The organism is Streptomyces sp. PTL18, assembly GCF_059510295.1.
Map to the genome: position 1 here is coordinate 1 of NZ_JCAJZO010000037.1, position 24,863 is coordinate 24,863.

At 66.8% G+C, this 24,863-nt stretch carries 17 protein-coding genes; 4 read left to right on the top strand and 13 right to left on the bottom strand.

What is annotated here, in order from left to right:
* The 7 genes from AC5WS8_RS35765 to AC5WS8_RS35795 all read right to left on the bottom strand — a co-directional run.
* A partial coding sequence (locus AC5WS8_RS35765; protein WP_496107661.1) for a hypothetical protein occupies window positions 1-527 on the bottom strand: 527 nt, incomplete at its 3' end.
* Between the two features lie 246 nt (window positions 528-773).
* Window positions 774-1,997, bottom strand: coding sequence for a methyltransferase, FxLD system (fxlM, locus tag AC5WS8_RS35770; RefSeq protein WP_496107662.1), 1,224 nt, complete (start codon window positions 1,995-1,997; stop codon window positions 774-776).
* Between the two features lie 88 nt (window positions 1,998-2,085).
* Window positions 2,086-3,261, bottom strand: coding sequence for a lanthionine synthetase C family protein (locus AC5WS8_RS35775; protein ID WP_496107663.1), 1,176 nt, complete (start codon window positions 3,259-3,261; stop codon window positions 2,086-2,088).
* On the bottom strand, window positions 3,261-6,311 hold the full coding sequence (locus AC5WS8_RS35780; protein ID WP_496107664.1) for a lantibiotic dehydratase: 3,051 nt from the start codon (window positions 6,309-6,311) through the stop codon (window positions 3,261-3,263). The genes AC5WS8_RS35775 and AC5WS8_RS35780 overlap by 1 nt, the downstream gene beginning before the upstream one ends.
* Window positions 6,312-6,390: 79 nt before the next feature.
* Window positions 6,391-6,594, bottom strand: coding sequence for an FxLD family lanthipeptide (locus tag AC5WS8_RS35785; protein WP_496107665.1), 204 nt, complete (start codon window positions 6,592-6,594; stop codon window positions 6,391-6,393).
* 185 nt (window positions 6,595-6,779) lie between these two features.
* Window positions 6,780-6,947: a hypothetical protein gene (locus tag AC5WS8_RS35790; protein WP_496107666.1), complete on the bottom strand. Its 168-nt coding sequence runs from the start codon at window positions 6,945-6,947 to the stop codon at window positions 6,780-6,782.
* An 8-nt stretch (window positions 6,948-6,955) separates the two neighbouring features.
* Window positions 6,956-7,363, bottom strand: a complete 408-nt coding sequence (locus AC5WS8_RS35795; protein WP_496107667.1) for a hypothetical protein — start codon at window positions 7,361-7,363, stop codon at window positions 6,956-6,958.
* 211 nt (window positions 7,364-7,574) lie between these two features.
* On the opposite strand from AC5WS8_RS35795, the gene AC5WS8_RS35800 reads away from it, so the two are divergent.
* A complete protein-coding gene (locus tag AC5WS8_RS35800) occupies window positions 7,575-8,120 on the top strand; it encodes an ATP-binding protein (RefSeq protein WP_496107668.1) in 546 nt (181 codons plus the stop codon).
* Here AC5WS8_RS35800 and AC5WS8_RS35805 read toward each other — a convergent pair.
* Complete coding sequence (locus AC5WS8_RS35805; RefSeq protein WP_496107669.1) at window positions 8,016-8,720, bottom strand: 2'-5' RNA ligase family protein; 705 nt, start codon at window positions 8,718-8,720, stop codon at window positions 8,016-8,018. The two genes, AC5WS8_RS35800 and AC5WS8_RS35805, sit on opposite strands and share 105 nt — an antisense overlap.
* A 55-nt stretch (window positions 8,721-8,775) precedes the next feature.
* Window positions 8,776-10,116 carry an NsdA family TPR-like regulatory protein gene (locus AC5WS8_RS35810; protein ID WP_496107670.1) on the bottom strand — a complete coding sequence of 447 codons (1,341 nt, stop codon included), beginning with the start codon at window positions 10,114-10,116 and terminating at the stop codon, window positions 8,776-8,778.
* Window positions 10,117-10,338: 222 nt separating this feature from the next.
* Between AC5WS8_RS35810 and AC5WS8_RS35815 the strand changes: the two genes are divergently transcribed.
* Window positions 10,339-11,220: a helix-turn-helix domain-containing protein gene (locus tag AC5WS8_RS35815; RefSeq protein ID WP_496107671.1), complete on the top strand. Its 882-nt coding sequence runs from the start codon at window positions 10,339-10,341 to the stop codon at window positions 11,218-11,220.
* Complete coding sequence (locus tag AC5WS8_RS35820; RefSeq protein ID WP_496107672.1) at window positions 11,217-11,474, top strand: DUF397 domain-containing protein; 258 nt, start codon at window positions 11,217-11,219, stop codon at window positions 11,472-11,474. The genes AC5WS8_RS35815 and AC5WS8_RS35820 overlap by 4 nt, the downstream gene beginning before the upstream one ends.
* Before the next feature lie 413 nt (window positions 11,475-11,887).
* On the opposite strand, the gene AC5WS8_RS35825 is transcribed toward AC5WS8_RS35820, so the two are convergent.
* Window positions 11,888-12,271, bottom strand: coding sequence for a hypothetical protein (locus AC5WS8_RS35825; RefSeq protein ID WP_496107673.1), 384 nt, complete (start codon window positions 12,269-12,271; stop codon window positions 11,888-11,890).
* 348 nt (window positions 12,272-12,619) lie between these two features.
* On the opposite strand from AC5WS8_RS35825, the gene AC5WS8_RS35830 reads away from it, so the two are divergent.
* Entirely contained in the window at window positions 12,620-15,526 is a 2,907-nt protein-coding gene (locus tag AC5WS8_RS35830; protein WP_496107674.1) for an NACHT domain-containing protein, read from the top strand.
* Here AC5WS8_RS35830 and AC5WS8_RS35835 read toward each other — a convergent pair.
* The 3 genes from AC5WS8_RS35835 to AC5WS8_RS35845 all read right to left on the bottom strand — a co-directional run bounded on the left by AC5WS8_RS35835 (window position 15,510) and on the right by AC5WS8_RS35845 (window position 24,611).
* Window positions 15,510-18,503: a DUF499 family protein gene (locus tag AC5WS8_RS35835; protein ID WP_496107675.1), complete on the bottom strand. Its 2,994-nt coding sequence runs from the start codon at window positions 18,501-18,503 to the stop codon at window positions 15,510-15,512. The two genes, AC5WS8_RS35830 and AC5WS8_RS35835, sit on opposite strands and share 17 nt — an antisense overlap.
* Before the next feature lie 82 nt (window positions 18,504-18,585).
* Entirely contained in the window at window positions 18,586-21,345 is a 2,760-nt protein-coding gene (locus AC5WS8_RS35840) for a DUF1156 domain-containing protein (RefSeq protein ID WP_496107676.1), read from the bottom strand.
* The gene (locus tag AC5WS8_RS35845; protein ID WP_496107677.1) at window positions 21,342-24,611 is read right to left on the bottom strand and encodes a helicase-related protein; all 3,270 of its coding nucleotides are present in this window, start codon (window positions 24,609-24,611) and stop codon (window positions 21,342-21,344) included. Before AC5WS8_RS35845 ends, AC5WS8_RS35840 begins: the two co-directional genes overlap by 4 nt.
* Window positions 24,612-24,863 lie beyond the last annotated feature (252 nt).

Consider the following 24,863-nt stretch of genomic DNA (forward strand, 5'->3'; position numbering starts at 1 on the left):
ATGCCGGCCTCTGCATACGCGGCGTCGGGGTTGGGCCGCTTATGGCGGTAGCCAAGTGCGGTCAGCCGGGCGTCCTCCTCCTTGGTGATCCAGGCCAGTCGCAGGTTGTCGGCGAGGACCTGCACGATCTCTCCGATGGAACCGGCGCAGTCCAGGGCGTTCACGATCTGGCTGACGGGGTTCATGTGCTCGTAGTGGAACAACGCCCGTTTGGGGTCGAACCGGGTCTGCGAGTGCCACGTCTCCCGTCGCAGATCGACGTTGCTGGCTTCGGCCAGCCCTGCTGCAGCTACGCTGACCAACGGATACCGTGCTTCGGGTATAAGCATGTCGCAGAGCTTGCGGACGTCGGTGGCGATGGACTCCTTGAGCCGCGCCCGTTGGTGCCGAGTGAAGTCCAATTCATTGAGTGCACGGTTCTTGTCCAACAAGCCCTGCCCAAACGGGCGGCAGACGTACTCGAAGCGAGCAGTGACCACGGTGTGCTCCAGGCGCGGCAGCCGGTCGGATTCTTCCGCCAGGGCCATGGAACCCCCTCACTCAAGCGTCACGCGACCCAAGATTTTATCCACAGGTGGTCTGTGGCTGATGGACCTCATGTGCGATCACGAGCACTCCGCAACCCTCCGCGATCGCTCCTCAAGATCTGTACCAGAGCCCAATAGACGTCGCCGTAGCCACCCAGGGATGACCACCGTGCTCCGACGCCGCTCTGTTCTCGTTTCGGTGGGCGCAGCCGCACCTGCCTACGGCCGCGTCCACCTGCGTCAGGATCAGTAGGCGATGACCAGCCGCACGGAGGGCCGGTCGATCACGGCTCCGTCAGCGATATCACTGTCCGGTGTCTCGGCGGGGTAGGCCGTGACCACGGGTTCGGCTGTCCGGGCCGGGCTCCAGGCGTGGATCTGCGCGCAGATCCGCTCGGCGAGATCGGCGCCGGCCGGGCCATAGCCGACGGCTCCCAGCCGGAACCGGGGTTCTGTCTCGGGGTCTTCGTCGGTCCGCTCCAGGGTGAGGTACGCGATGGAGTCCCCCTCGACGAGGGCGGGGCTCAGGGCGGGTGAGGCGGGGCGGTGGAGGCCGGCCTCCATCGCTGCGGGCTTCGCGGTGATGCGGCAGGTCGCTCGCTCGGTGGCGCTCAACCGCAGCCAGACGCCGTCGAACGACTCGACGGGGCCGACCGTCACATCGGTCCAGACGACCGACTTCGGTCGGGTGAGCGCGTCGCGCAGAAGTTCCGGGGCGATGGACTGGTCCTCGTCCCAGTAGAGCCTGACGAGCCGGTCGTCGTCGATGTAGTCGTTCCGCTCCCCGTCCTGGCCGATCACCGGGAGGAAGCCGCACATCTTGACGGAGTCGGACCGCATCCGCATCTCCTCGCGTTGGAAGGCCACGGCCCTGGAGAGCCCGCGCCACCGCAGCGGGACCACCAGGCGTCCGCCGACGGTGAGCTGGTCCCACCATGCACCGGGGAGGTCCCACATGCCGACCGTGGCGATCATTCGGTCGTAGGGGCTGAACTCCGGGACGCCGAGGGCGCCGTCCCTCGTGACCACGCGAACGGCTTCGTATCCGTTCGCGTCCAGCATCCGACGGGCGTAGGCGGTCACGTCGGCGTCGATGTCGCACGTGGTGACCTGTCCGGACTTCCCGGTGAGGTGCTTGAGCAGGGCGGCGTTGTAGCCGGTGCCGGCCCCGATCTCGAAGACGGTGTCGCCTTCGCGGACGGCGAGCTGGACCAGCATGAAGTGCACGACATCGGGCTGCGAGGCGCAGCTCAGCGGGAGTGCGTCCTCGTCGGGGTTCTCCTTGATCGTCACGCTCTTGTTGGCGTACGCCTCCTGGAGCGGCGCGTCAGGGAGGAAGGCATGGCGGGGTACGGTCCGCATGGCGGTTTCGACGCGTGCGTCGCGGAGGCCGGAGATGTCCTCCTTCAGGATGGCGTCGACCAGGCGGTTGCGCAGGTCCTCGGGGGAGGCGCCAGCGGTGGTGTTCATCGCGTCCTTCCGGAAGGTGCCCGGCCGTGCGTGCGGCAGGGGGCAGATCGTACTCATTTGTTCTGGTGCGCGGGTGCGGGTCGCTGCTTCATCCCGTCAGGAGCAGGCAGCGGTCCCAGCGGGCGGTGATCGCCGTGTTGACGGGGTCGGTGAGGCGGACCAGGTGGATGCCTGCCGTGCCGTCCATCAGGCCGGCGCCTTCCGGTAGTCCGTGGTGGTCCAGGTGCTTGTTGAGCCGGGCGTTCAGGCGGGGTAGATGCGATGCGAGTTCGTCGTTGAGGGAGTCGGCGGCGGCCCGGGAGACGGTCTGTATGAGCCCCGCCCAGCCGTGGCAGAGGGATGCGTCGGTGAGCTGGGCGAGCTGCTGGTCGTCGGCCAGGCATCCGGCCAGGGCCTGCTCGGCTTGGCGTTGTCGGTCACGGTCGCCGAGGGCGAGGCTGGCGAGTTGCTGGGCGCGGGCGATGCCGGGGGTGCCGTAGCACCAGGACGGGCGTTTCGGTCCTGGGCGCTGGAGTTCGCCGCGTCGGTGTTCGGCTCGGGTGATCAGGTCCGGCCACCAGGCGCGCGAGTCGGTGCCGGTGCGCCACCGGTCGAGCCAGTCGCAGATTCGGGTGATGGCTTGCGTCTGTCCGGGCACCGTGTGGGCGTGGCGCAGTGCCGTGGCCAGCAACGCCAGCGGTCCGGTGATGCCGTGGGCGAGGCCGAGGTTGCCGTGTCCGCCGGGCCATCGCGGCGTCGGTCGCAGATCGGGGCTGTCTCCCGTCCACCAGCCGGGCAGACGTTGGGCTTCGATGGTGATCGGTTCCGTCAGCCGCACCAGGTAGGCGAGGACGTCCTGAAGCTCCGTCTTGTGGCCGCGGTGCAGGTGGTACACGCCCAGCCCGGTCAGTCCGCGGATGAGGTCGTACTCGCCCAGGGTGGGCAACGCGCCGCGATCGATGCGGGCGTGTGCCCGCTTGAGTCGTTGGCGGGTGACGTCGGCGAGGTGTGTGTCCAGGGTAGCCAGGGCGCGCGTGGCGGTGTTCGTGTGCGTGAAGCTGAGGACGTACGCGATGGCCGGGGCGCCCTCGTACAGACCGCATGCTTCGGGGGCGGCCTGGATAGGGCCCTTGAGCATGGCGGCGGCCCATGGCCGGAGCGCGTCCCTGTCGTCTTCGCCGGTGTGGGCCCTGACGGCGTGCAGCAGGGCGACTCCCGCCGCGCCGGAGTACAGCGACTGTCCCCAGCCGGACCTGGTGCGGGTGGGCGGCGTGTCGTGGTTCATCAGCGGCTCTCCCCCGGCCAGGCGGCCCATGCGACGGCGGACTGACGGGCAAGGCGGCGGCAGATCCTCTCGTCCTCCCGGTCCAGGCCGCGCAGGCGGTTGTGGTGCATGTGCAGCAAGGATTCCAGGACGGAGTCGAGGTCCATGCTCTCGGCGAGGCGCTCGCGATACAGCGCCAAGGCCACGGCGCGACGGTGCCACGCTTGGGCGAGAGCTTCGCCCCAGCCGCGGGCCCGAGGCGTGGTGTGGCGGACGAGTGCGATGGCCTGGTCGCTGACGCCTCGCTCGACGTGGGCCGGAGGCGCGGGGCGGTTGGCCAGCCACTGCATGCCCTCGTCAGGGCCGAGCAAGCCACAGGCGATGTCCACCATGCCGACCGCGGCCAGCGCGCGTCCGTCGATGCCGTCGGCTCCGGGGCCCTGCAGGGCGACAAGGGCGTAAGCCGAGTCGGCCGTGAACACCGCCTCGGCACTGCGCAGGGCGGCACCTGGGCCGTAGCGGCCGATCTCCGGGGTGTACGTGTCGAACACGAGTCTGCTGCTGAGTCCCTCGCGGCGCAGCCCGGTGGCCCATCCGGCGACGAGCTCAGTGCAGGCGGCGTACTGTCCGGGGCTGCGGGTGCGGATGCGCAAGCGGAGGTGGTCGAGGTCGTTCGGGGTGCGGTAGCGGACGAACCACCACTCGGGTGTACCTGGGAGTTGGGTCACGAGCCGCGCGAGGTGGGTGCCGATCAGCTCATCGAGCTGATCGGGGTGGCTGTAGATCTTGGCGTTCAGCCAGGGTGCCTGTACCGCCCCCGCTACGGGTCCGAGGGTGCTGTTGGTGAGCACGGGGAGGAAGCCGGAAAGCGGGTCGGGTATCGGCGGGCGGGTGCTGGTCATCGGCAGGGCGATCTCGTGGACGTGGCCGCCGATCCAGCCGTAGGTCTCCTCGGCCGGCGCCTCCGTGAGCACGGCATGGGCTTCCCGGTCCAGGTGGGCGCGCAGGACGGTGGCGTGGGCGGGCACGTCGAGTTGGAGCCGGCGTGTCCGGTCGTCCTCCCGCAGCTCGACGGCACCGTGGCAGTGCCAGCGCTTCCGCCACTGGCCGAGGGCGTCGGTCCACTCCCGCATGTCCGCGCCGCGGCTTGGAAGGTCGTCGGCGGTCAGGTTCCAGCAGCTGGGAGAGAGGATCACGCGTCCATAGCGGACGCGCGGCAGGAACGGCAGCCGTGCGCCGTGCGGCCCCCAGTCGAAGCCGGTCCAGGCAGGGCCGAAGGAGCGGGTCAGGTGCGCCAGGAACCGGGCCAGGGGCGGCGGTTGCTTGTCCAGGGCCATGGCGTGGAAGACCTGCGGGTCCACCAAGCGACGGCGGGAGATGCTGACCAGGTACAGCCGGGTGTGCGTGGCCGTGACCGCGAGGTCGTCTACGTCGATGAGCGTCGGCGCGGTGTCGTCGAGGCTGCGGTGCTCGCCCAACGGGATCACGTGTGGAAGATAAGCGGGGATACGGGCGACATTCTCTGTGTGCGGGTACAGCGGCGGGAAGGACAGCTGCGCGGTCAGCGCGTTCTCGACGCCCGTGGGAACTTGGCGGTAGATCTCGTCGAGTCCCGTGCCGGTGGCGACCGGAGTGAACCGGGAGGTGAGCGTGCCCGCGGCGCGGGCCGGTGTCACCGTGAGCGTGAAGTCCCCGCGTTGCAGGGCGGACAGGCTGTCGGCGTGCAGGCGCGCGCATATCTCCACGTGGGGTGGTGCCTCCTGCCCGGTCGGCGCATCGCCGGCCAGGCGGTCGATCAGGTCGTCGGTGAGGACGATCTCCCTACTGCCGTCGGCCAGCGCCTGCCATGCCAGGGCCAGCAGCCGCTCGTCACGCTCGGAGACTGTCGGGGGCGGTGCGGTCATGCGGCTGCCGGGGTACTCGGCCGGGTAGCCGAGCCCGGACGCCGGGTCGACGACCTCCTTCACCGGCACGAGCGTGCCGGTGCCATACCGCTCCCAGAACGCGACCTGGTACTCCTTCCACACACCCTGGCCCGCCGGTCGGTGCGTGAGCCGCAGTAGAGCATCGGCAGCCCTCTCCATCTCCTGCGCGACGCTCTCGGGGATCCGTACTTCGGCGTCCAGCCGCAGGTCGACGGCCAAGGGACTTCGACCCGCGTCGGAGAGCCGACGCAGTCGACCCGTGAGATCCTCCCGAGCCGGCCCTTGCGCGCTCGCCGGGCGCCGGTTGTGCTCGTGTACGGCGCGTTGCACCGCCTCCAGCTCGTGCACAACCTGCGCGACCTGCGGCACCGTGCGCGCCTCCGCGCCGTGCAGCCGCTCGATCAGGTGGGACAGCGGATCGGTTTCGGTCATCGGCGCACGCAAACTGGTGATCAGGAACTTCTCGCGCACCAACGCGCCGAGCAGTGTGCGGATGCTCCGCGGCTCGGTTCGGGGGAAGGAGGCCGCCAGCTGCTCGGCGAGGGCGGCGAAGCGGACCGGCCGGCGTGCCAGGTCCTCGATCACGCGGACCGCGCTGGTGCGGCGGACGGTGGCACCCATCGGTCCGCCATGCGGGACGTGAAGGCGTCCGCCGCGGCGCGCCGCCAGGTTGTTCAGGACGACATCCAGGCGCTCCAGCAGGGCCGGGCACGCTTCCAAGCGGACGATGACGTCGTCCAGCCACTCGGCATCCACCCGCGCCGCGGCCCGGTGTGCGTCGCCACACCTCACGTGCGGCGTCGAGCCCACGCTGGCTGCGGTGACTCCCGCGAAGAGGCCGAACGGGGTCGGTCGCCCGGTGGCGCGCAACAAGTAGCGGACGGTGGCCATGGCGGCGCGCCGGACCTGCTTGGAGCGTGTCGGCTGCCCAGCGCAGATCGCGTCGACCCGCGTGGCGAGGTCATCGCTCGCCTGCCGTACGGCGTCGGCGAACCGCGCATCGGCCCACACATGCTTCAGCCACCTGCCACACGCCTCCGTGTCGGACGGGTCAGGCCACCATGTCGGCAGACCCGTCAGCGGCATCGCGGCGGCCCGCAGCAGCGCCGCGCCCGTGTGCTGGTAGAGCTTTCCGTCGCTTCCCATCCCCATGCCTCCGCCATCAGTGCTGTGAACGAGCGGGGTCGGGGGCGGCAGCGCCCCCGACCCCATGCACGGGCCGTCGTCAGACGGCACTGGCGCAGGACGAGGCGCAGGAGGGCGCGCACCCGTCACCGGTGCCGCACGCCTTGGGGAGCAGGTCGGCGCCGACCTCCGTGACGATGGTCAGGTCGACGTCGAACGGGTCGGCGGGCGCCCCGGGGACGGCCATCGCAATGGACGCCCCAGTGGTGGCCGGTGTGATCGGGCTGAGCATGGTTGCGGTCATCGCACTTCCTCTTCTGTCGGAAAGATCCGAACGATTCGTCGTGCTGCCCGGCCTGTGTGTGGATTGCCGCGGGGCCGGGTTTCTGCATTCGCACCTCGGGTGCGGCCCCTCCCCGGTTGACCGGATTCCGTGGGGGACATGGATTCGGAGCATCCGGAGAGGGGGGTCGAGGACACGGGCCGGGGCTACTGGAACTGGCCCGCGTAGAGCGTGGTCAACGTTGTGCCGGTCACCAGGACGGGCAGGAACAGCACCTGGAAGGTGCCGAAGCCGAACCGACCGACGTACGTCGCCGGATGCCGCAGCACCCATCCGACCTGGCCGAGCAGCCGCAGGAGCGACCGTTGCCGCATCCGGGCCATCACGCCGCCGACCGCCGTGCGACCGTGGCGCCTGCGGCATCGACGACCGCCCACGGCGTCGTGATCAGCGCTCCGGTCCGAGCCTGCCAGGCAGCGAGGTTCGCCCTGTCCTCCTCCAGATGCCCCAGCATCACGAGCAGAGGGGTGACGATCCCGGCCGCCTTCTCCTGCTCGACCGCGGCCAAAGCGTTGTGCCAGCCCTCACACAGGGCGCGGCTCTCGAACGGTGCCGCCCGGTCGACGTACGTCTCGATCGCCTCCCAGCCGGCATCGGCCACGTACCGCCGTGCGCTGGCCACGCTGTGGTCGGCGGCCTCACCGAGCGACGCGGGCAGGCAGGCGTACAACACCAGGCGTGTGTCCGGGGGCACCTCGTGGGGTGCGGTCTGCCTCGCACTGCCGCTCATTCCGCGTTACCTCCAGCCAGGTGAGCCGGGACGCCAAGGACCGGCGTCTCGACGAAGAGCCTCGCCGGGGGCAGTCGGCGGCGGTACGCCGTCAGCACGCCGTTCGTCCGCCGTCCGGCGGCGCGCGAAGAGGCGGGGCCGCGGCGTACCGCCGCGGCTCCGGCGTGGCGAGGCTGATCGGTCCAGTGCCAAGCGGAAACGAGAAGCGGCGATGGACGCGGTGGACGAAGAGCACCTCTGCAGGCGGACGCCAGTACGGCGTCATTGGGTGAAGCTGGCCGATTGCACCGAGCCTTCGGGCCTCGCGCGCAGACACGTGCGAGAGTTCCTCGAGGGACGTGCCGCGCCGGAGCGGGTCGACGACGCCGTTCTGATCGCCTCGGAACTCGTGGGCAACGCGCTCAGGCACACAGCCGGCGGACCGGATTGCATGTGTGTGGAGGTCTACCGGGACGTGGTGGTACTGCGAGTCCATGACGCGGGACGGGATGTCTCCAGGGTCCGGGCACGCTCTGCGGAGGAGTCGGTGGATGAGTTGACGGGCAGTGGTCTCGGACTGCTGCTCGTCGGGGAGTTGGCCTCCGCGTGGATCGTCCAGCCGACTGCAATCGGCAAGGAAGTGGTCGTGGTTCTTGCCCTTGACGCCGGTGGGCTATCCGAGCGGGACGCTCTTCCGCACATCCCAGCGGTACGTCCGCCCCTCACGGCGGAGCTCCACCAACTGGACGGCGGGCACGGAGAGTTCGACAGCCGGTAGAGCGCGAAGCCCTGAGACCGTCTCCACAACGGGCGCGGCGGGGCGCCAACGGTTGTTGTACGCGAGGCTCAGGTGCGGCCGGAAAGCGGACGTCGGCTTCTTCGGGGCCAGACCGACGCTGCTCCCCGCCTTGGACAGCGCGTGGTGCAGCCGGAGCAGGGGTTCCCAGGGGCCGAGGGACAGCCGGACGGCGCCTCGGGAGCCGGCCAGAGGCATGGCACGTACGGCGAACGCGGAGGGCAGCAGCGCCTCGGCGTCCCGCGCCAGGCTGTCCAACTGCTCGGGGGTGACGACGCCCGGCGTTCCGACTCGGGCGAGGGTGATGTGCAGTCCGTCGGTCGGCACCGGGTCGAGGCCGAGGGGTGCCAGCTCCTCCTGGCAGTGCCCGGCGAGAGTCGCGAGCCGCTGATCATCTGGGAATGTCAGCATCCAGTAGTACGCGCGACTGCCGTCTGCCCAGCCGGGGCGTGCCCAGTGGTCGGTCATCTCATCGAGTGCGCTGAACGCCGCCCAGTCGTGGGCCGCGGTGACCGCCGGATCGTGCGTGTCGGCGGGGGGCTCGGCGGGGAACGCGGCGGGGTCGGCGCTGAGCAGGGGCACCCGACGTACTCCTTCGGCTTCACACTGCCCCGGAGCGCGACGACACCCTCGGCGCCTACGACGCGGATGACGCCATGGCCAGGGCCGCTGGCTGCGAGCTCCAGGTCCGGAACTCGTCGCCATAATCGCGTACCGCCGGGTGATCACGCCACGGCCCGACCTGCTCGTGCAGGTCCCGGGAGCGTTGGTAGACGGAGCTGATCGGTGTCTCTCCGCACAACCGCAGGGCCTCACGGCCCAGCGCCATCGCGTGGTCGATGTCGGGCGTGCGCTGCTGCAGCAGCGCGGTGGCGACGTCGAGGCGTACGAGCGAACGGCTCCAGGAAGACGTCGAGTGCTCCACCAGATCGTCGATGTGCTCGGCGTCGCGCAGTACCTGGGCCGTGTTGCGCAGCGCGACGTGTGACGTGACGGCGTTGGCCAGCGTTCGGGCCCGTCCGTACGGCTCGAAGGAGATGCAGGAGGTCAGCCCGACGGGTACCTCGTGGAGGTCGGAGAGGCGGAGTGCCTGTCCGATGGCCTGCTCGACGGCACGCCGGTCGCCGGTCTTGCCGAGGGCCCGGGCCCGGCCGTTGGCGAGCAGGCGGATGCACTGGGCGTGGCGCGGGGCTCGCTCGACGGCCGCAGCCGCGCAGGCGTCCGCTTCGCCGTACCGGCCGGCGTAGTAGAGGCTGAAGGAGAGGGTGCCGCACGCCCAGAGGTCGGTGTCCAGGTCGCCGATCTCACGGCTGAGATCCCGGGCTTCGGTGCAGTACGCCTCCGAGAGCGCGAAGTCTCCCGTGTTCACCGCCATGTAGCCGAGCAGGCCGGAGGCGCGGGCGGCGAGGCAGAAGAGCTCCCGGCGCGCGCGTGGGGGCTGGCGGCCGTCGAGGAGGGTGTGGGCGAGCTGCCGTACCTGGCGGGCCTGGGGGCGGAGGACGTACGGCCCGTCCTGTTCGTACCGGCTGGTGATGCCCTCCAGCGAGGAGTCGAGGAAGGCGAGCGTCGCGTCGTCGGCGTTGCTGGCCGTGAGTTGCCGGGTGCGGGTGACGATGTCCAGTGGGTTCTCGTCGTCCTCGCGGGGCAGGGGCGCACTCCTCGCCTGCTGGCCCGTGCTCGACTCCTCGTCGCGGTCGTGCGCGGAGTCGCCGTCGTACGCCGCGGAGAACAGCTCGGACACGGGTCTGCCCAGCATGTGCTCCAGAACTCGGCAGGCGTCAGGACGGGGCAGAGTCAGCAACTCCCCGCCGTACCAGCGGTCGAACTGGCGTGGAGAGACCTGGAGAGAGGCCAGGCGGGGGTCGCGGTCGAGTTCCGCCAGCCGGGCGGCGGCCCGCTCGTACTGGGCGGCGAAAGCTTCGTGCGTCGTCAGGTGCCGTTGCTGGAGCAGCTGCCGAAGCAGCGTTGTCCGTGGCATGGCCCACCCTCCTGGTGCGGCGTGCAGGACCGACGCGGAGGCGCGTGCCGGTAGCGAGGTCGTGGCCATGCTCGCCCATCGGTCGGCTGCGGCGCACGCCCGTACGAACGCGCGTCGTGACTCCTGACAGCATGCCGACGCAACCACCAACTAGGCAATATGTCTGGTGAAGTTGACCCGTATGGGTTGTAGAGGTGTCGTCGGTACGGAGAGACTTCCGGCATGGCCTTGAAGAGAAGCCTGGTTCCGCAGTCGGTGTACCGGCGACAGCTCGCAGCACGGCTGAAGGAACTGCGTGACGCGACCGGGCTCACCCTCACCGAGGTCGCCGACCAACTGGAGGTCAACCAGGGGTCCCTGAGCCGGATCGAGAACGGCGAACGCGGTACGACGCCGGTCCTCGTCCGGGCACTGCTGGACCTGTACGGAGTCAGGGACGAGGACCGTCGCGCTGACGTGCTCGACCTCGTTCGGGCGGACAAGGAGCAGCAGAAGCCCTGGTGGCGGAAGTACTCGACAGTGCTCACCCCGACGCGCTACGACGGGTACCTCGCGCTGGAGGCCGGCGCGACGCACCTCGCCAGCTACCAGCCGATGCTCGTGCCGGGGCTGCTCCAGACCGAGGATTACGCGCGTGCCGTGATCTCCCAGATGAGGAAGGATCTGTCCCCGCCGCAGGTCGAGTCCCTGGTCAGGGTTCGCATGGAGCGGCAGAACAGCCGCTTGGATGGTGAGGCCCCCGCCAGACTGTGGGCGATCCTCGACGAAGCCGTGCTGCGCAGGACGGTCGGCTCCGTTGAGGTTATGCGCGACCAGATGCGGAAACTGGTGGAAGTGAGCGAGCGGCCGAACGTCACTGTGCAGCTCCTGCCGTTCTCGCTCGGCGCGCATCCCGGGCTGTACGGCCCGTTCGTCATCTTGACTTTCCCGCACCCCACGCCGGATCTGGTGTGGCTGGAGAATCCCAAGAACTCCGTGTATCTCGAATCCCCGGAGGACGTGGACGACTACACGGAAATCTTCGATCAGTTGAGGGACAGCGCCCTCGACCCATCGGAGGCCGGCACCCGCATCGCACGCATCAGCAAGGAGCTCGAAGAGTGAGCACGCCCAGCATGGCCGCCCCGCACGACGTCACGGCAGCTCCACACGACGTCGGGCTCACACACGCGCGGTGGCGGAAGAGCTCATACAGCGGGGGTGCGAACGACTGCGTGGAAGTCGCGGAACTGGGCGAACACGCCGCAGTGCGCGACTCCAAGGACATCAGCCGTGGGCCGTTGCTCTTCCCGAAGGCGGCGATGCGCGCGCTGGTTGGCGGAATCGCCAGCGGGGCAATCGTGGAGCGTCGGGGCTGAGCAGAGAGCTGCGTGAGGAGAGAGTCGTAACGGTCGTCGTCGTGGGCGCAGCCGTCTCGGGTCTCACGACCGGCGTGGCGCTGTTGGAAGCCGGGTTCTCCGTACGGCTGGCGACCAAGGAAATTCCCGGGCGCACGTCGCTCGCGGTATGGGCTACTCCGTGGCCCATAGTACCTCCGGCCTGCGTATCGAGGGTCTACCCGGCGCCTCAGCCGGAGCGGAGACCGCCTCGCGGACGTCCTCCGCGGAAGCCTCGACGGAGCACGTGGTAGCAAGAAGCGCGCCGAAGACGGCCGGGCCGGCGTACCCGCCTGTGTGTAACCGCACCGCCTTCGACGAGCGATGTCGGTACAACCTGTGGCCGCGCTGCGAAACGTCCTGCAGGATCCGGCCTCGCGCACCCGCGAGGCCGGTCATCTCCCGTACGCCCGCTTCCAGCGCGCCCGGTGCCGGCAGTCTCCCTGGCCGCGGCCGTTCACTTCACTCAGGTACGCCTCTTCCAGCGATCGGCCGTCCACGACGCAGGTCTCCTCGAAGGAGCGCTGGAGCAGCGCCGCGGGCCAGTAACGCGCCCCGTTGGCCGCATAGTCCAGCATCTGGCCCACCACCTCGCGGCGGATGCGTGTATCGCTTGCCCGCTTGACCTCCACCAGCGTCGGAGCCCCGTCGGCATCGACGAAGAGATGGTCCAGCCAGTACGCCGGACCGCTCTCCGCACTCGTCGGCACACCCATCTCGCGTGCCACCAGCACCAGCCGCAACGGCTGGCCATCGGCTAGCGAGCCGAAATCCAGCACCCGCGGGTGACAGCTCCTGGAACTCCGCCTCGGTCTCGAACGCAGCAGGCTCCAGAGCCTGCAGATCGCTCCCCAGGACGAAAACCGGCTGATCAGTCACTTGCTACCCCACCCCTGTGATCCCGCGGCCGCCGTGGTCGTCTCCACATCGATTGATACCGGATGCCACCGACAACAACGACCCACCGCCCGTCTTACCGCCACATCCCCTGCCCGTAGGGCGGGCAGGTAGGTCGCCCACGGCGATACGGGTCCCAGACCACAAGCGCGGCGGGCGGCCAGGAGGGTTGCCGATCAGAGTTCAACGAACCACGTTGCAAGGGATGTTGTATGGGTGAGGATAGTCCCGTGGACTATGACCTCAACCGACTAGGCGAGCGAGAATTCGAACATCTGACCCAAGCCTTGGCCATCAAGGTGCTCGGTCCGGGTGTCGAAGCCTTTGGCGATGGCGCCGATGGCGGCCGGGAGGCCACGTTTGAGGGAAAAGTCAACTTCCCCGATCCCGACCCGGACGGGCCGTGGGAAGGGTACGGCGTCATCCAGGCCAAGTTCCGCTACCGCCCCAGGGACCCCGGGAACAACGCGACATGGCTGAAGGACCAACTCAAAGATGAGTTCGAGAAGTGGATCGATCCCGCCTCAGGACGGGGACGTCGCCCCGAGTACTTCCTAGCCGTAAGCAATGTTGTCCTCTCTCCCTATCCGGAAAGCGGTGGGATCGACTCAATCAACGCCCTGATTGAGGAATACGCTCCTCAGATCGGCCTGAAGGGCTACCGCGTATGGCACTACGATCAGTTGTGCCGATTGCTTGAAGTTGCGTCGGAAGTAGCGCACAGATACTACGGGTTGATCACGCCGGGCGATGTGCTGGCCCGTCTCCACAACTACGTACGCGGCCTTGACGATGGCGTCCAAGAGTCCCTGTCGACGCATGTCGCCAAGGAATTGCTGGCTGAACAGTGGGTACGTCTCGGGCAGGCCGGCGACAACGACGACCAGCGTCTTCGTCTCGATAGAGTCGCCATCGACCTTCCCGCCCGCCTTGACCGTGAAGAGGCGGAGGTCCACACCGCGGCGCATGTGATCACCCGGGGGAATCGAGTCCTGCGCCCAAGTCTCTGCGCTCGAGACGACAAGGACTCCCAAGAGGGAACGAATCCACCCGACCGGATGGTCCTCCTCGGAGGCCCAGGCCAGGGGAAAACCACACTGGCCCAACTAATCTGCCAAATCTATCGGGTTGCATTGCTGGCCGATCTTCCCGATCAGTCGCTCCCGCCTGAGGTCCGCTCCTTCTGCCGGGAGTTCACCGGTGAATTCCTCGGCTCGGCGGGTCTTGAACTGCCCGTCGCACGCCGCTGGCCCTTCCACGTCCGGTTGGATCAGTACGCAGACAGATTCGCCGCCGACCCCAACATGACGATCCTTCGCTATATTGCCAGGAAGGTCACCCAACGGGCACCCGCCACCGTGACGGAGCAGCAGCTCCTCGACTGGCTGGGGCAATGGCCCTGGCTGCTGGTACTCGACGGACTGGACGAGGTGGCTGATCAACAGCTCCGAGAAGACCTGCTCCGGCACATCCGGGACTTCCAGATCGACGCGGCTCGACGCGACGCCGACCTCCTGACCGTTGCGACAACACGGCCCCAGGGTTACGGAGACGAATTCGATCCGGACCAGTACGAATACCTGCGTCTATGCCCTCTTGAGGAGGCCCAAGCCGTCAAGTATGCCGAGCGGCTGGCCGGCGCCCGTCACGCCTCCGATCCCGACAAGCAGGAGCAGGTCCTTGGCAGGATTCGGAAAGCGGCGAGAGAGCAGCGCACGTCACGGCTGATGCGCTCGCCGTTGCAGATTTCCATCATGTCGCTACTTCTTGAGCGGCGGCCAACGGCACCGCAGCACCGCTACGGCCTGTTCAAGGGCTACTACGACACGTTGTTCGCCCGAGAGGTTGCAAAGGCCACGGGGTCCGCAATGCTGCTCGAACATCACAAGACCCACGTCGATGCCCTTCAGGAGGCAGTCGGCCTTGTGCTCCAGGTGCGTTCGGAGCAGAGGGGTGACGCCGAGGCCGCACTGTCTCATAAGGAACTGCGACAGCTTGCAATGCGCATCCTCCGGCAGGAAGAGTACGATGCGGACCAAGCGGATATCCTCTCGGGAAAGCTGGTGTCTCTGGCGACGCAGCGACTGGTTCTGCTGACGCCGATGCCAGCGGACGGCGTCGGTTTCGAGGTCCGCAGCCTTCAGGAATTCATGGCAGCAAGGGCATTGGTATCTGCGTCCGACACAGAGGTCATCGCGAACCTGGTGACTCTCGTTCCGTCGGCGCATTGGAGAAACACCTGGCTGCTCGCCGCCGGCCGGATCTTCTCGGAGCGCGCTCATCTGCGAGGGGATGTGCTGTCGCAGATGCGCTCCGCCGACGTTAGCGATGCCCTCAGCAGGGCTGTTGCTCCTGCCGCGTATCTAGCTGCGGACCTGCTGGAGGAACAGATCGCGGAGAGCTCACCGCGCTATCAGGCGCTCCTCGTGCAGCACGCCGTCGAACTGCTGCGGAAGACGCCCGGGCTGCACCTTGTCCGGCTCGCTGACGTATTGGCCGGCGTCATGTCTCAGAATGCGACAGCATCCGAGGTGGTGGAAGCAGCCATATCAGACGCACTGGCATCAGCGGGAACCGCGACGCTCAGTGCTCTCATCGTCTGTGCCACGTGGGCAAGCGGCACGGGCACTCTGGCGGGTAAAGCCAAGTCCTGGTTGAGGCAAGGCGTCGTGAACCTACGGGACGCCGGCCGAGAACGGCGGCAAGCCGTTGCCGGTCTGCCAGTGAACTTCAGGTTGTCCCCCCTCCGGGAATATGAGCCCCAGGTGCAGGACAGCGAGCCGATGCCGCTGGGTGCCGTACTGGAGCCGCTGCTCAGCGAGAAGGACCTTGATCAGCGCGAAAGGGAGCTTGCTCATAAGGCGGTCGAGGCCCTGGCAGGAGCGGGCATATGGCGCCAGGAGACGGACAAGGGGCACGTCACAAAAGTGGACCACCGCCACCTTCCGGATCTCTCGCTGCTGGACGAGCCCCTCGAAGATCAACAGGTGATGAGAGCGCTCATCGCCGTGGTGGATGCCCTAGGACTCGAACAGTGGCCCGTCGCGAGCCTGCTGCGCCGGGTCCTAGGGCTCTGGCTGGAACGCCGACCCATCGGTCAACGAATCTCAATGCCAGTCATCAGCGATCACGGATAGAGACAGAAATGCCGAGGCTCTGCGCCAAATCCCTGACTTCACTGGCCTGTTCGGATGGCATGGTCACCTGGAGCGTGGAGGACAGATAGGAGACCACACCGCGGTCCAGGAGATCAAAGAGCTTTCGGAACAACTGCGCCAACTTGTCGGCCGAGTCCGGCTCGCTGATGAGGTTCTTCATCACGGTGAAGGCAACCTGCTGCTCCACGGCCGTGGGGCCACCGGTGTCGGCACCTGGCCTGGCTCGCGTGCCGCCGCCAGAACCAGTGCCCGAACCCGAACTACTGGACGCGCCGCTTCCCGCTGTTTGCCCCGAACGCCCGGTGTCTCCCTGCTCGCCCTTGCCCTCTGTCTCCTCCGTCGTGGTCGGCGCAGGCTCGGGCTTGGCGAGCCGATAGGTCGGAGCGTTGAAGTTGATCCCGGTGAGGGCGTCGACGACGACGGGCTCCCCTCCTTGCCGTACGATCCGAAGTTCTCCATCGTGCACCGCCTGATACATGGCTCGCCGCAGCTCTTCGGTTCCGTCGCCGGGGAGCAGTCCCAAACGCGGTGTGTCCCAGAATGAGTCCCGAATCTCCGCCAGGGGGCGGCGGTCATAGTCGCTGTCGCGCAGGTTGTGAAGGAGAGCGGTGCCGGTGAACTCACCGGGCCGAAATGCCTTCTGCGCGGCTGCTAGTGCCTCCCACACCACGGCTCCGTCAAGTGTGCCCTGCTCCAGATTGAGCTGGGCGACCTCGCGGTCCACGGTGGGGTCCGGCTGTGCCAGATAGAGCACGTGCTGAAAGGCCCTGCGGACGCTGTCCTTGAGTCGACGGAGGTCGTCGTCCCGCTTTGCTGTGGCCTGCACGGCGATGTCCTCGTCCGCTTCGGCTTCCGGTCCCTCCAACACCCGCTCACTGGCCAGATATTCGGTCGCGGCTCTGCGGGCCTGTGTACGGCCGCGGGCTGAAGCCACAGTGAAGACCGCGGACGAGGCCCATGCAACCGCAAGTCGGTCGGCTCCGAGGCCGAGTACGGCTTGCACTGCTCCGAGGGTGGCCTTCTGCGTGCCGTTGCCGACGGTGTACATCGCCGGGTCCAGCGCGATCAGCCGCGTGGTGCGCGCCTCGTCGATCTCGGCCTCAACCAGGAGAGCACGGTGGCTGTGACTGGCGTCGGCGTGTATGAACCGGGCTTTGGCGAACGGCCCGGCCGTCAGCGCTTCCTTGGTGTATTTGGCGATGGCCTGATCCCGGTCCTGGTCGGTCACCGAGTTGCGCATGGCCCGCATCAGCATGGGCAGACGCTGCCGGGTCGAGAGGAAGTAGCGCCGTGGCTGGCCGCCTCTGCCCTCAAGGACCTCGACCGTAGCTAGGCCAGCGTCGTCGACGTTGGTGAGCGCCCGTACGACGGCATCCGCCTCCGCGTAGTCATAGCTGGGGTCGGGCACGACCGTGGCTGCCTTGGCTTCGGGGTCAGAGGCACCTCGACGTGAGCCTCCGCGTGTTCCGACGATGGACGCCAGATAGATGAACGTGGCAGCACGCTCGGCGGCCCGGGGGTTGCTTTGCGCCCATGGAGCGCCGACCCGACTCACATCGAGCCGCCGCGCGGCACCTCCGCTGTCTTCCAAGTCAACGATGTCGCTCTGCGCGATGGAGCGGTAGTTTCCCTGGGTCTTGGTATCGGATATCAGGCCCGAGCCAATGACCGCATCACGTACCGTGCCGTCCGACAGCGGCAGGTCTCCCGGTCCTATGAGCAAGGGCGCCCATTCGCCGCGCTTGGCCCGTTCGGCCAGCGCGTACGCCGTTGCGGCGAAGATCGTGATGGTGGATCGCACCTGCTGGAAACCAGTGAGATTCGCCCATTCCCGCTCGGCCAGGTCCATCAGCTGAGGATGGAAGGGGTACGAACGCACAACAGCGTCCTGGAAACGGCTCGTCCACGGAGCGCTCAGGGCTCCGAAGACCTTCGTCTTCCAGTTACCCTGCTCCATAACCGGCCGAAATGATTCGGCTGTCTGCTGCGCGGTCTGGTCAACAGCTGGATCCGCGGAATTAGCGAAGAGCCGACGGCGCAAGATGGCTGTGAAGTCGCCATTCTCGTTCACCGATTTGGTCTTGCCATTCCGCTCCAAGTAGGTCTGCAGGTCCTGGCGTCGAGCGTCACCGTCTCCCTGGAGCGTAGTCGGATCCTTCTCCGAGTTAATCATCACGACCAGCATGGAAACGTGCGGTACAGTGCTCACCGTCTCCGTCAGCGCCCTGAGAAACGCCATGTCCTGCGCGATGAGCTGCTTGTCCCCGCAGCCCTCAAGGCCGTCGCCCACATAGTTGAGAACTTCGTCAATGATAACGAGCACAGGACGGTCCAGCGAAGCTATTGCTTCCCCAATTTTGGCCTTGCTGGAAAAATGCGACCGATAGCTTTCGTAACGGGGCAACTGATCGGGCAACCCGTCGAACAGCCGCCACAGGAACCGTTCATAAAGGTTGTGGGCCCACGGACCATCTTGCTCAGGGACTGTCGCGCCAGGGACCATGTTGTCGCACGACAACACGACTACGTGCGGCTTGTTGAGGTCTCGTGGGAGTTCCTGCCCCAGCGCGGCCCTGGCCTGCTCGAAGACCTCACGACCGACGTCCTCCTGGGCCAGAGCCTCTGGGTCCTTCACCAGATGCCAGGCACCTATGCAGGCGTGCGACTTGCCTCCGCCCATCCCCTGGTCGAGCCGGGTCAGCGCCGGCACGGACTGGTACTTCGCGCCCCCGGCCAACCGTATCGCGATCTGGGTGAGCAGGTCGACCAGTTGGGATGTGGGGTGGGTGACCTGTCCGTAGGCGGAGGCGCTCGCATAGTGCGGTCGGTTCCCGCCTTCGCCGTACGCCACTCGGTAGAGAGAGACCTGAATGTCGCTGGCCACCCCCGAAGCGTCGGTGATCTCGTCGCGCAGGCTCAGCCTCTCCCACCACGGTGTCAGCGCGGTCGCGGACACGGTTCCCCCTCGGTTCCGTTTGGTCGTGCAGCTCGTGCTCAGTACCCAGAGATTCAATCATGACGCCGGCACCGAACCACCCTTAGAACAGGCGACTTTGCATCCCCTGACTCTCTGCCTGGCGAGATTCGACCGTCCTGGACTCGTGCGCCGTGTAGGTGGCGGACTCGATACCGCGACGAGCCCTGACGAGGGCCGTCCAGGCAAGGGCATCCTGATCGGCTTCGGGTAGCTTCTCAATCAGGAACGTGATGGTCGCCCAGAGTTGCTCGTCGTCACCCTCACGGCCCGCTGCGACCAGCACCTCAGCGACGTCTTCGGTATCCCCGTCCCGCCACGCCTTCGCCATGGCCAACGCGATGTCGACCACAGCGGCCTTCTCGTCGATGACTGGGCTGACCTGGCTGGAGAGAACGAACCGGCATCCCTTCTTGTCCTGCTTCACCAAGGTCTTCAGCTCGGCCAACGAGAGCCCAGACGTCAGTCCTTCCCAGCGCAACTCAGACTTGGCCACCTGCCGCCGTTGGTAGAGGTCGACCCACCACAACGCAAACTTCGTACGCTCGTCGAACAGTTCGAGCGGTACGGAATCGATGCGGCTCAGGGCCACTTCCTGGACCGCCTTCCGCGCGGTCGCAAGTAGGGTGAGCAGCTCGACTGGTTTGCCCGTGTTGTCGCTGATGCTCTCGTACTGTCCGACGATCTCCATCGCAGGTCCCACCGATGCCATCATCATATCGTCGCGGGCGAGATCGGAACTCTCCCACAGACGCATGCGGTCCCTGATCGCGTCCTTGATCCTGCTCTCCACGGCCATGAGATCTCCACGGCCGCGATCGGGCTTCGCGGGCCGGCATGCCATCGTGACGGTCGTCACGATATTCAACGCACCCGCACCGGCGCCTCCCGCCTCCGTCTTGGCAGGCCAGGAGGCGGTGATGACTAGACCGGCGTCATGAAGGGCGCGAAGCATGCGCTCCCATACCTCGACATCACCATGACCGAAAACGATGGTGACAACGCCATCCTCGGCAACCACCCGGCGCATCTCCCGATACGCACGAAAGATCATGGTGTCGTAGTGCTCCAGGGTCCGGTGATCGCCCGCCTGACTGCCACCGCGCTTGACGATGATCTCCTCGTCCTTCTCCTGGACGCCATCCGGATGCATCGTTATGGCAAGGGAGGAGTCCGCAGTGAACATTGCGCGCTTGGCCCAGACGTAGAACAAGTCGCTTGAATCGCTGTAGTCGATCATGTCGTCGTATGGGGGGTCTGTGACGACTGCGCTAAACGACGCGTCCCTGTAAGGGAGCATGGTCGCGCTTCCTCGATGGACCTCGGCCGGGCGGGCCACCCCTCGCTTCCTCACGTTGTGAAGCGTGGACACCGTCTTCTTGGCGAGGGAGGACCAGGACCCAGGCCCGTCAGAGAGACCGCTCTCGAACCAGTCATAGGAGTGCAAGATCGCTGCCTGGGCAACGAAGACGTCCCCCACCTTCTGAGCCGCAACCTCAAGGCGACTGCCTCGAGTACTACGGCGAATCTTGCGCATCATGGCGGCAGTGGCGAACCCGCTGAGCGCTCGCACGTATGCCGGGGTCATAGACGCCTCAAGACACTCCTGCGAGGCGTCATTGATCGCCCGTGCAATGGTGACCAAGGTCAGGTTCTGGCGCGCCGTCAACAGATCGCCGTAAGTCTTATCCCCATAGTTGACGGACTTAATGGTCCACGTGTTGCCCGCCGGTATCCGCTCATCCGGTCGCGCGCTCAGCGGCCCGAACGGCGGTTGTTCCGTCAGTGCTTGCTTGGCTCGCTCTACGGCCTCGTACTCCTGCTTTGTGGGTTCGCGGAACACCTTGGTGCCGTCCTCGGCGATGTCTGCCGCCACCAATAGGACGTCATGTCGCAGCCCCTCGACGCTGAGTCGGGTGTGGACCGCCTTCGAGTGGACGTGTTCGCAGAACGGGCAGACGGCAACTCTTCCGTCCGAGGCATACTTGCTCCTACCCGTGAATACCCGTGTCGGCGTTCCCTTGGGCTCTCCCTCGTGCACGACGGCGCGGAATTCACCGGAACCTGGATCGGCGTCGATGAAGAAGCTCTGTCCCGGGTCCTCTGGTCGCATCCTGGTCGCTTTTCGGGGAAGGCGCAGGCGCAGTTCACCCACCAGTGGGAAGCGGTGACCGCATTCCTGGCACGGCAGAGTCGAGGCCCACAGGTAACCCCACGGGTAGGCGCCCAAATGCTTAGGATAAAAATCGGCCATGCTTTCGACGAACCGGCGGCCGACCTCGTTCAGGAACGCATCAACGTCCTGCTCCAGCCGGCCTTCGGCCTGATGCTGCCCACCACCGTGGAAGGGCAGCGGCGGCTCATCGTTCCACTCCTGGAAGGGGATCTCTGCCAGCAGCGATCCTCCAAGCACAGCGAACGGTGAGTAGTCGATGCCTTCCGCATGCACCCCCAGCCGGCCAGCCTCCAACGGGATCATGGCTCGTCCTGAAAACGGGTCGAGCACTCTGGCGCCTTCAGGATGGGCTGCTTGAAGAGCAGCCCGAATTGTGGATACAGCACCGCCCATCATGTTCGCTGCCCGCACCTTGGCGGGGGTGTTGGCGGTCAGCACCTCTCTGACCGCGTCCTGAAGCTTTCGCTGCTCGGCCTTGTCTTCCGGCCACGGCAGCAGGCTGGTCAGCACGGCCGCCTTGGCCTGGGCGGTCGGCCGCTTGGCGAACCACACCCAGAGGCTCGCTTCCGTGTTGCCGCTTCCCCAACCGACCATCGACGCGTCGCTCACCTCAGTGCAAGGGAACCAGCGTTCGATCATGCGGGTCATAGTGTCTCCTGGTCGGGAAAGGAGCCGTCGGCGACGGACGTGTTCTTACGGGCGGATCGCAGTGTGTCGCCGGACAGCCGGACGACGGCTTCACGATGAAGACCCACAGCGAAGACGTCAAACGGATCCCGGAAAGATGCGAACAGTCGCCCGACGCCGTCGTGGCAGGACTCCACCACGTAGAGGACATAGTCGGAGCGGTACTGAGCCGACATCAGCAGCTCCCCTCCGTGTAGCCGTATGTCCTCATCGTCAACGCTTCGCCATACTCCCTTGACCGCCACCATCCGGCGTTCCTGCCCCCGTAGGGCACGCAGCTGGAAACCACGGCTTTCGGCTCGTACGTCGTCCACCGACCAGCCGTCGCCCTCCAGCAGCCTGCGCACATGATCAGCCGCGACAGCTTCCGCCTGACGACGGTGCGGTGATCCTCTATCCTGCCCCGGCAGCACCTGAAGCCGGGCGATGAGTCGTGGCGGCTCCGCCTCCACCTGGCAGAGCTCGTCCAGTTGTGCGAGTCTGCGCTCGGATGCGGCCGTAAGCCGGTCGCGCAGCGCGAGTCGTTCAACGCGGTCCGGGATGTCCAGCGTCACGTCGACAGGCAGGTTCGTGAGGTCACGTTTGGCCGCCGCGTACCAGTCTCTTCGCGTCCGCATCTGCTCGGCCACGGCTTGAGCGAGGAGACGCCGTGCCTCGCTCTCCGCGACTTCGGCAACTAGGGGCTCGGGGCGTCCGGCGGCACGGTCGGTGGCGGCCAAGCCGGCCAGGATCTCCCAGCGGACCGCGTGGGTCTCACCAGTGGGATCCGCGCGTATCAAGGTGAACCAGGGGGTACGGGCCGGCGAGGCTGCCGAGTACACACTTGACGCAAAGACCATGAGTTCGTACGGGCTCGCAGCCGCGGGGTCCTCAACGGTCCCGCCTCGGTACACATCCGGAACAAGTATCTGGTCACAGTGAGCGACCAGTCCCGCGAGGGCCGAGCTTCCCGGGCGCAGAGACACGGGCTGGGGGCCGTTTGCGTAACTCTCCGCATCCAAGACCTCGTTGGGGGCCGCACCGCCGATCGACACCACAGCCTGTCGGGCCCCGCCCAGCGTTCGAGGGAGTGCATCAACTGCCTCAATGAGCATGATGTCTTCTCCCGCCGCGGTGTGACTGGCCCGCAGGATCCCCGCTTGTGCCAGCCGACGTATGTAGGCTTCCACGACTACCGGATGGATCCCCTCCAGCGACTGTTGCTGCAGACGGGCCAGCCCTGCCGCGACATCCACTGCGGAGGCGAGTTCCGCCTCCTGATCGTGTACGGCTTCGGCTCGGCGCTTCAGCTCCGAGGCGTTCACCCGGCGCACGGCGGCCAGGACCTCGGCCTGCTTCAGTTCGTCGTCGCCGTACAGCGTTCTCAGCCAGTCTTCATAGGGGACCGCCGATAGTTCGGCCACGAGGGACAGGCTGTCGAACATCTGCCCGTCCAGCTCGTTGGCGGCCGTGACGAACCTTTCCAGCAGCGTGTGCAGCGTGTCTCCCTCACGTGTGTCGGCGGCGACCAGGTTGTACAGCTCGACATCGCGTTCCTGGCCAACTCTATGAATTCGGCCCATGCGTTGTTCCAGCCGCACGAGCGACCAGGGAATATCGAAATTCACTAGAACATGGGCGACTTGAAGGTCGATCCCCTCGTTACCCGCGTCGGTAGAGACGATGATCTGAAAGTCCCCTGCCATAAATGCGGCACGGACCTCGTCCCTTTCCGCGTGTGACTGACGGCCGCTGTACGTACGGGCGAGGTAACCGTCGTCGGTGAGCCGCTGTGCAATCCACTCTGCGGTATCAGCGTACTCGGTGAAGACAACAGCTTGTTGCCGGCCACCGGGAAAAATCCCATTTGCCGCCAGACACTGATCCAGCAGTACGCGCCATTTCGATGGCACATACTCCGGGTCCCGGAGCATCTCGGTGATGTGGTTGAGCAGTTGACTGATCGCCGATCGTTCGGAGCGGGGAGAGCGGGAGTCCGCGTGGACGACGCGGGCCTCCTCCTGCAGAGCCTGGTCTTCTCCCTCAGGATCGGCATCCGCTGCCGCCTGAGCCTGCGACTTGGCGCCCATACTGGCCGATCGCCGTTTCAGCGTCTCCCCCAGTGCGTGCAGGCTGGATGCAGCCCGTTTGCCGTAGACCATCCGTGCGAGTGGGCGTGCCGTGGCGGGGAAGAACTTGTCGACGAGCTGCAGGGCTTCGGTGTAGGCGGTGAGCTCGGCCGGGGCAAGCGGCACCCTATGGTTGGTGGCGTGGCGCCGCTTGAAGAGGCGCGTGACACCGTCGTAGTCGACCAAGTCCTCCTTCATCCGCCGCAGGAAATGGGTGCTGCCAGGCCGCAGGGGAGTCAGCGGCTGCTTGGGGTCATCTCCCGGATCCGGATAGACCTCGGGGTCCACCAGGTGCAGGAGATGGCGGAACAACCACTCAGAACCACGGTGGGGGGTGGCCGTCATGAGAAGGGCCCGTGGGCTTGCTCCGGTCAGCAGGCGTCCCACCCGGTGAAATGACTGTGCCGTGGCCGTCAGCCGATGGGCCTCGTCGAAGACAACAAGATCCCACCCTGCAAGGTCGGGACGGATCGCATCCTGAACGGCGGCGTTCACTGCCGCAAGCTCCAAGGAGACGATCCAGAAGTCGTGCCCCAACTCCAGTGCGCCTTCTCGCACCGTGGCTGCCGTGATCCTACGCAGTCCACCACCGAAGAACCGCTCGAAGTCCGCCTGCCATTTGGAGACCAGACCCGCGGGTGCGACGACCAGCGCACGCCGGATCAGTCCGATGCGCTGCATCTCGCGCATGTAAAGACCGGCCATCACCGTCTTCCCCGTTCCCGGTTCGTCCGCCAGCAGAAAACGCAGCCAGGGCTGAGGCAACATCGCCCCGTACACGGCGTTGATCTGGTGCGCGTACGGTCGCAGCGGGGAGGCCGACAACAAGCTCGCCGACGTGTCGGTGGCGGCTGCGGTCATCCAGCAGTTCCACATGCCGGCCAGGGCGCCGGCGGAAGAACCCCCACCGTCGCGAGCCAGAACCTCGACGCGGGCAGCTTCGTCCGCCGTGAGCGCGACTTTCGTGAAGGTGCTCTGTCCGTCCGGCGCCACGTAGAGGATCCAGCCGCCGGCGGAGTCGGGGTGGGCGAAGTCGACGGTCAGCCAGCCGCTCGGGCCGTTTGGCAGCCGTACCCGCCAGCCTGGCTGAAACGGCCCCGACATACTCGCCTCCCCCATGTCTCGTGTCCCTGACTTGACACCCTATGGCCCTTTCACAACTGGCCGCTTCTCTCTGGAGCTTGCTCCAGGACTGCTACTACGCCAGCTATGGATCTAACCCACTCTCTCGGGCAACGCCGCGTTGTCGGACTCCTGCCATGGGACAGCGGCTCGACGCTCATGCGGTCGGGGTCACGGCCACCGAGTGAGCGCGAGGGCGTGGCTACGGTCCCGTACTGCTTCATGGCATCGGCTCCCAACGCAGCAGAC

Bases quoted from the DNA above. Each gene is read 5' to 3' on its own strand.
- fxlM (WP_496107662.1), bottom strand. From the start codon at position 1,997: ATGAACACCACCGCTGGCGCCTCCCCCGAGGACCTGCGCAACCGCCTG.
- AC5WS8_RS35775 (WP_496107663.1), bottom strand. From the start codon at position 3,261: ATGAACCACGACACGCCGCCCACCCGCACCAGGTCCGGCTGGGGACAG.
- AC5WS8_RS35780 (WP_496107664.1), bottom strand. From the start codon at position 6,311: ATGGGAAGCGACGGAAAGCTCTACCAGCACACGGGCGCGGCGCTGCTG.
- AC5WS8_RS35785 (WP_496107665.1), bottom strand. From the start codon at position 6,594: ATGACCGCAACCATGCTCAGCCCGATCACACCGGCCACCACTGGGGCG.
- AC5WS8_RS35790 (WP_496107666.1), bottom strand. From the start codon at position 6,947: ATGCGGCAACGGTCGCTCCTGCGGCTGCTCGGCCAGGTCGGATGGGTG.
- AC5WS8_RS35795 (WP_496107667.1), bottom strand. From the start codon at position 7,363: ATGAGCGGCAGTGCGAGGCAGACCGCACCCCACGAGGTGCCCCCGGAC.
- AC5WS8_RS35800 (WP_496107668.1), top strand. From the start codon at position 7,575: ATGGACGCGGTGGACGAAGAGCACCTCTGCAGGCGGACGCCAGTACGG.
- AC5WS8_RS35810 (WP_496107670.1), bottom strand. From the start codon at position 10,116: ATGCCACGGACAACGCTGCTTCGGCAGCTGCTCCAGCAACGGCACCTG.
- AC5WS8_RS35815 (WP_496107671.1), top strand. From the start codon at position 10,339: ATGGCCTTGAAGAGAAGCCTGGTTCCGCAGTCGGTGTACCGGCGACAG.
- AC5WS8_RS35840 (WP_496107676.1), bottom strand. From the start codon at position 21,345: ATGACCCGCATGATCGAACGCTGGTTCCCTTGCACTGAGGTGAGCGAC.
- AC5WS8_RS35845 (WP_496107677.1), bottom strand. From the start codon at position 24,611: ATGGGGGAGGCGAGTATGTCGGGGCCGTTTCAGCCAGGCTGGCGGGTA.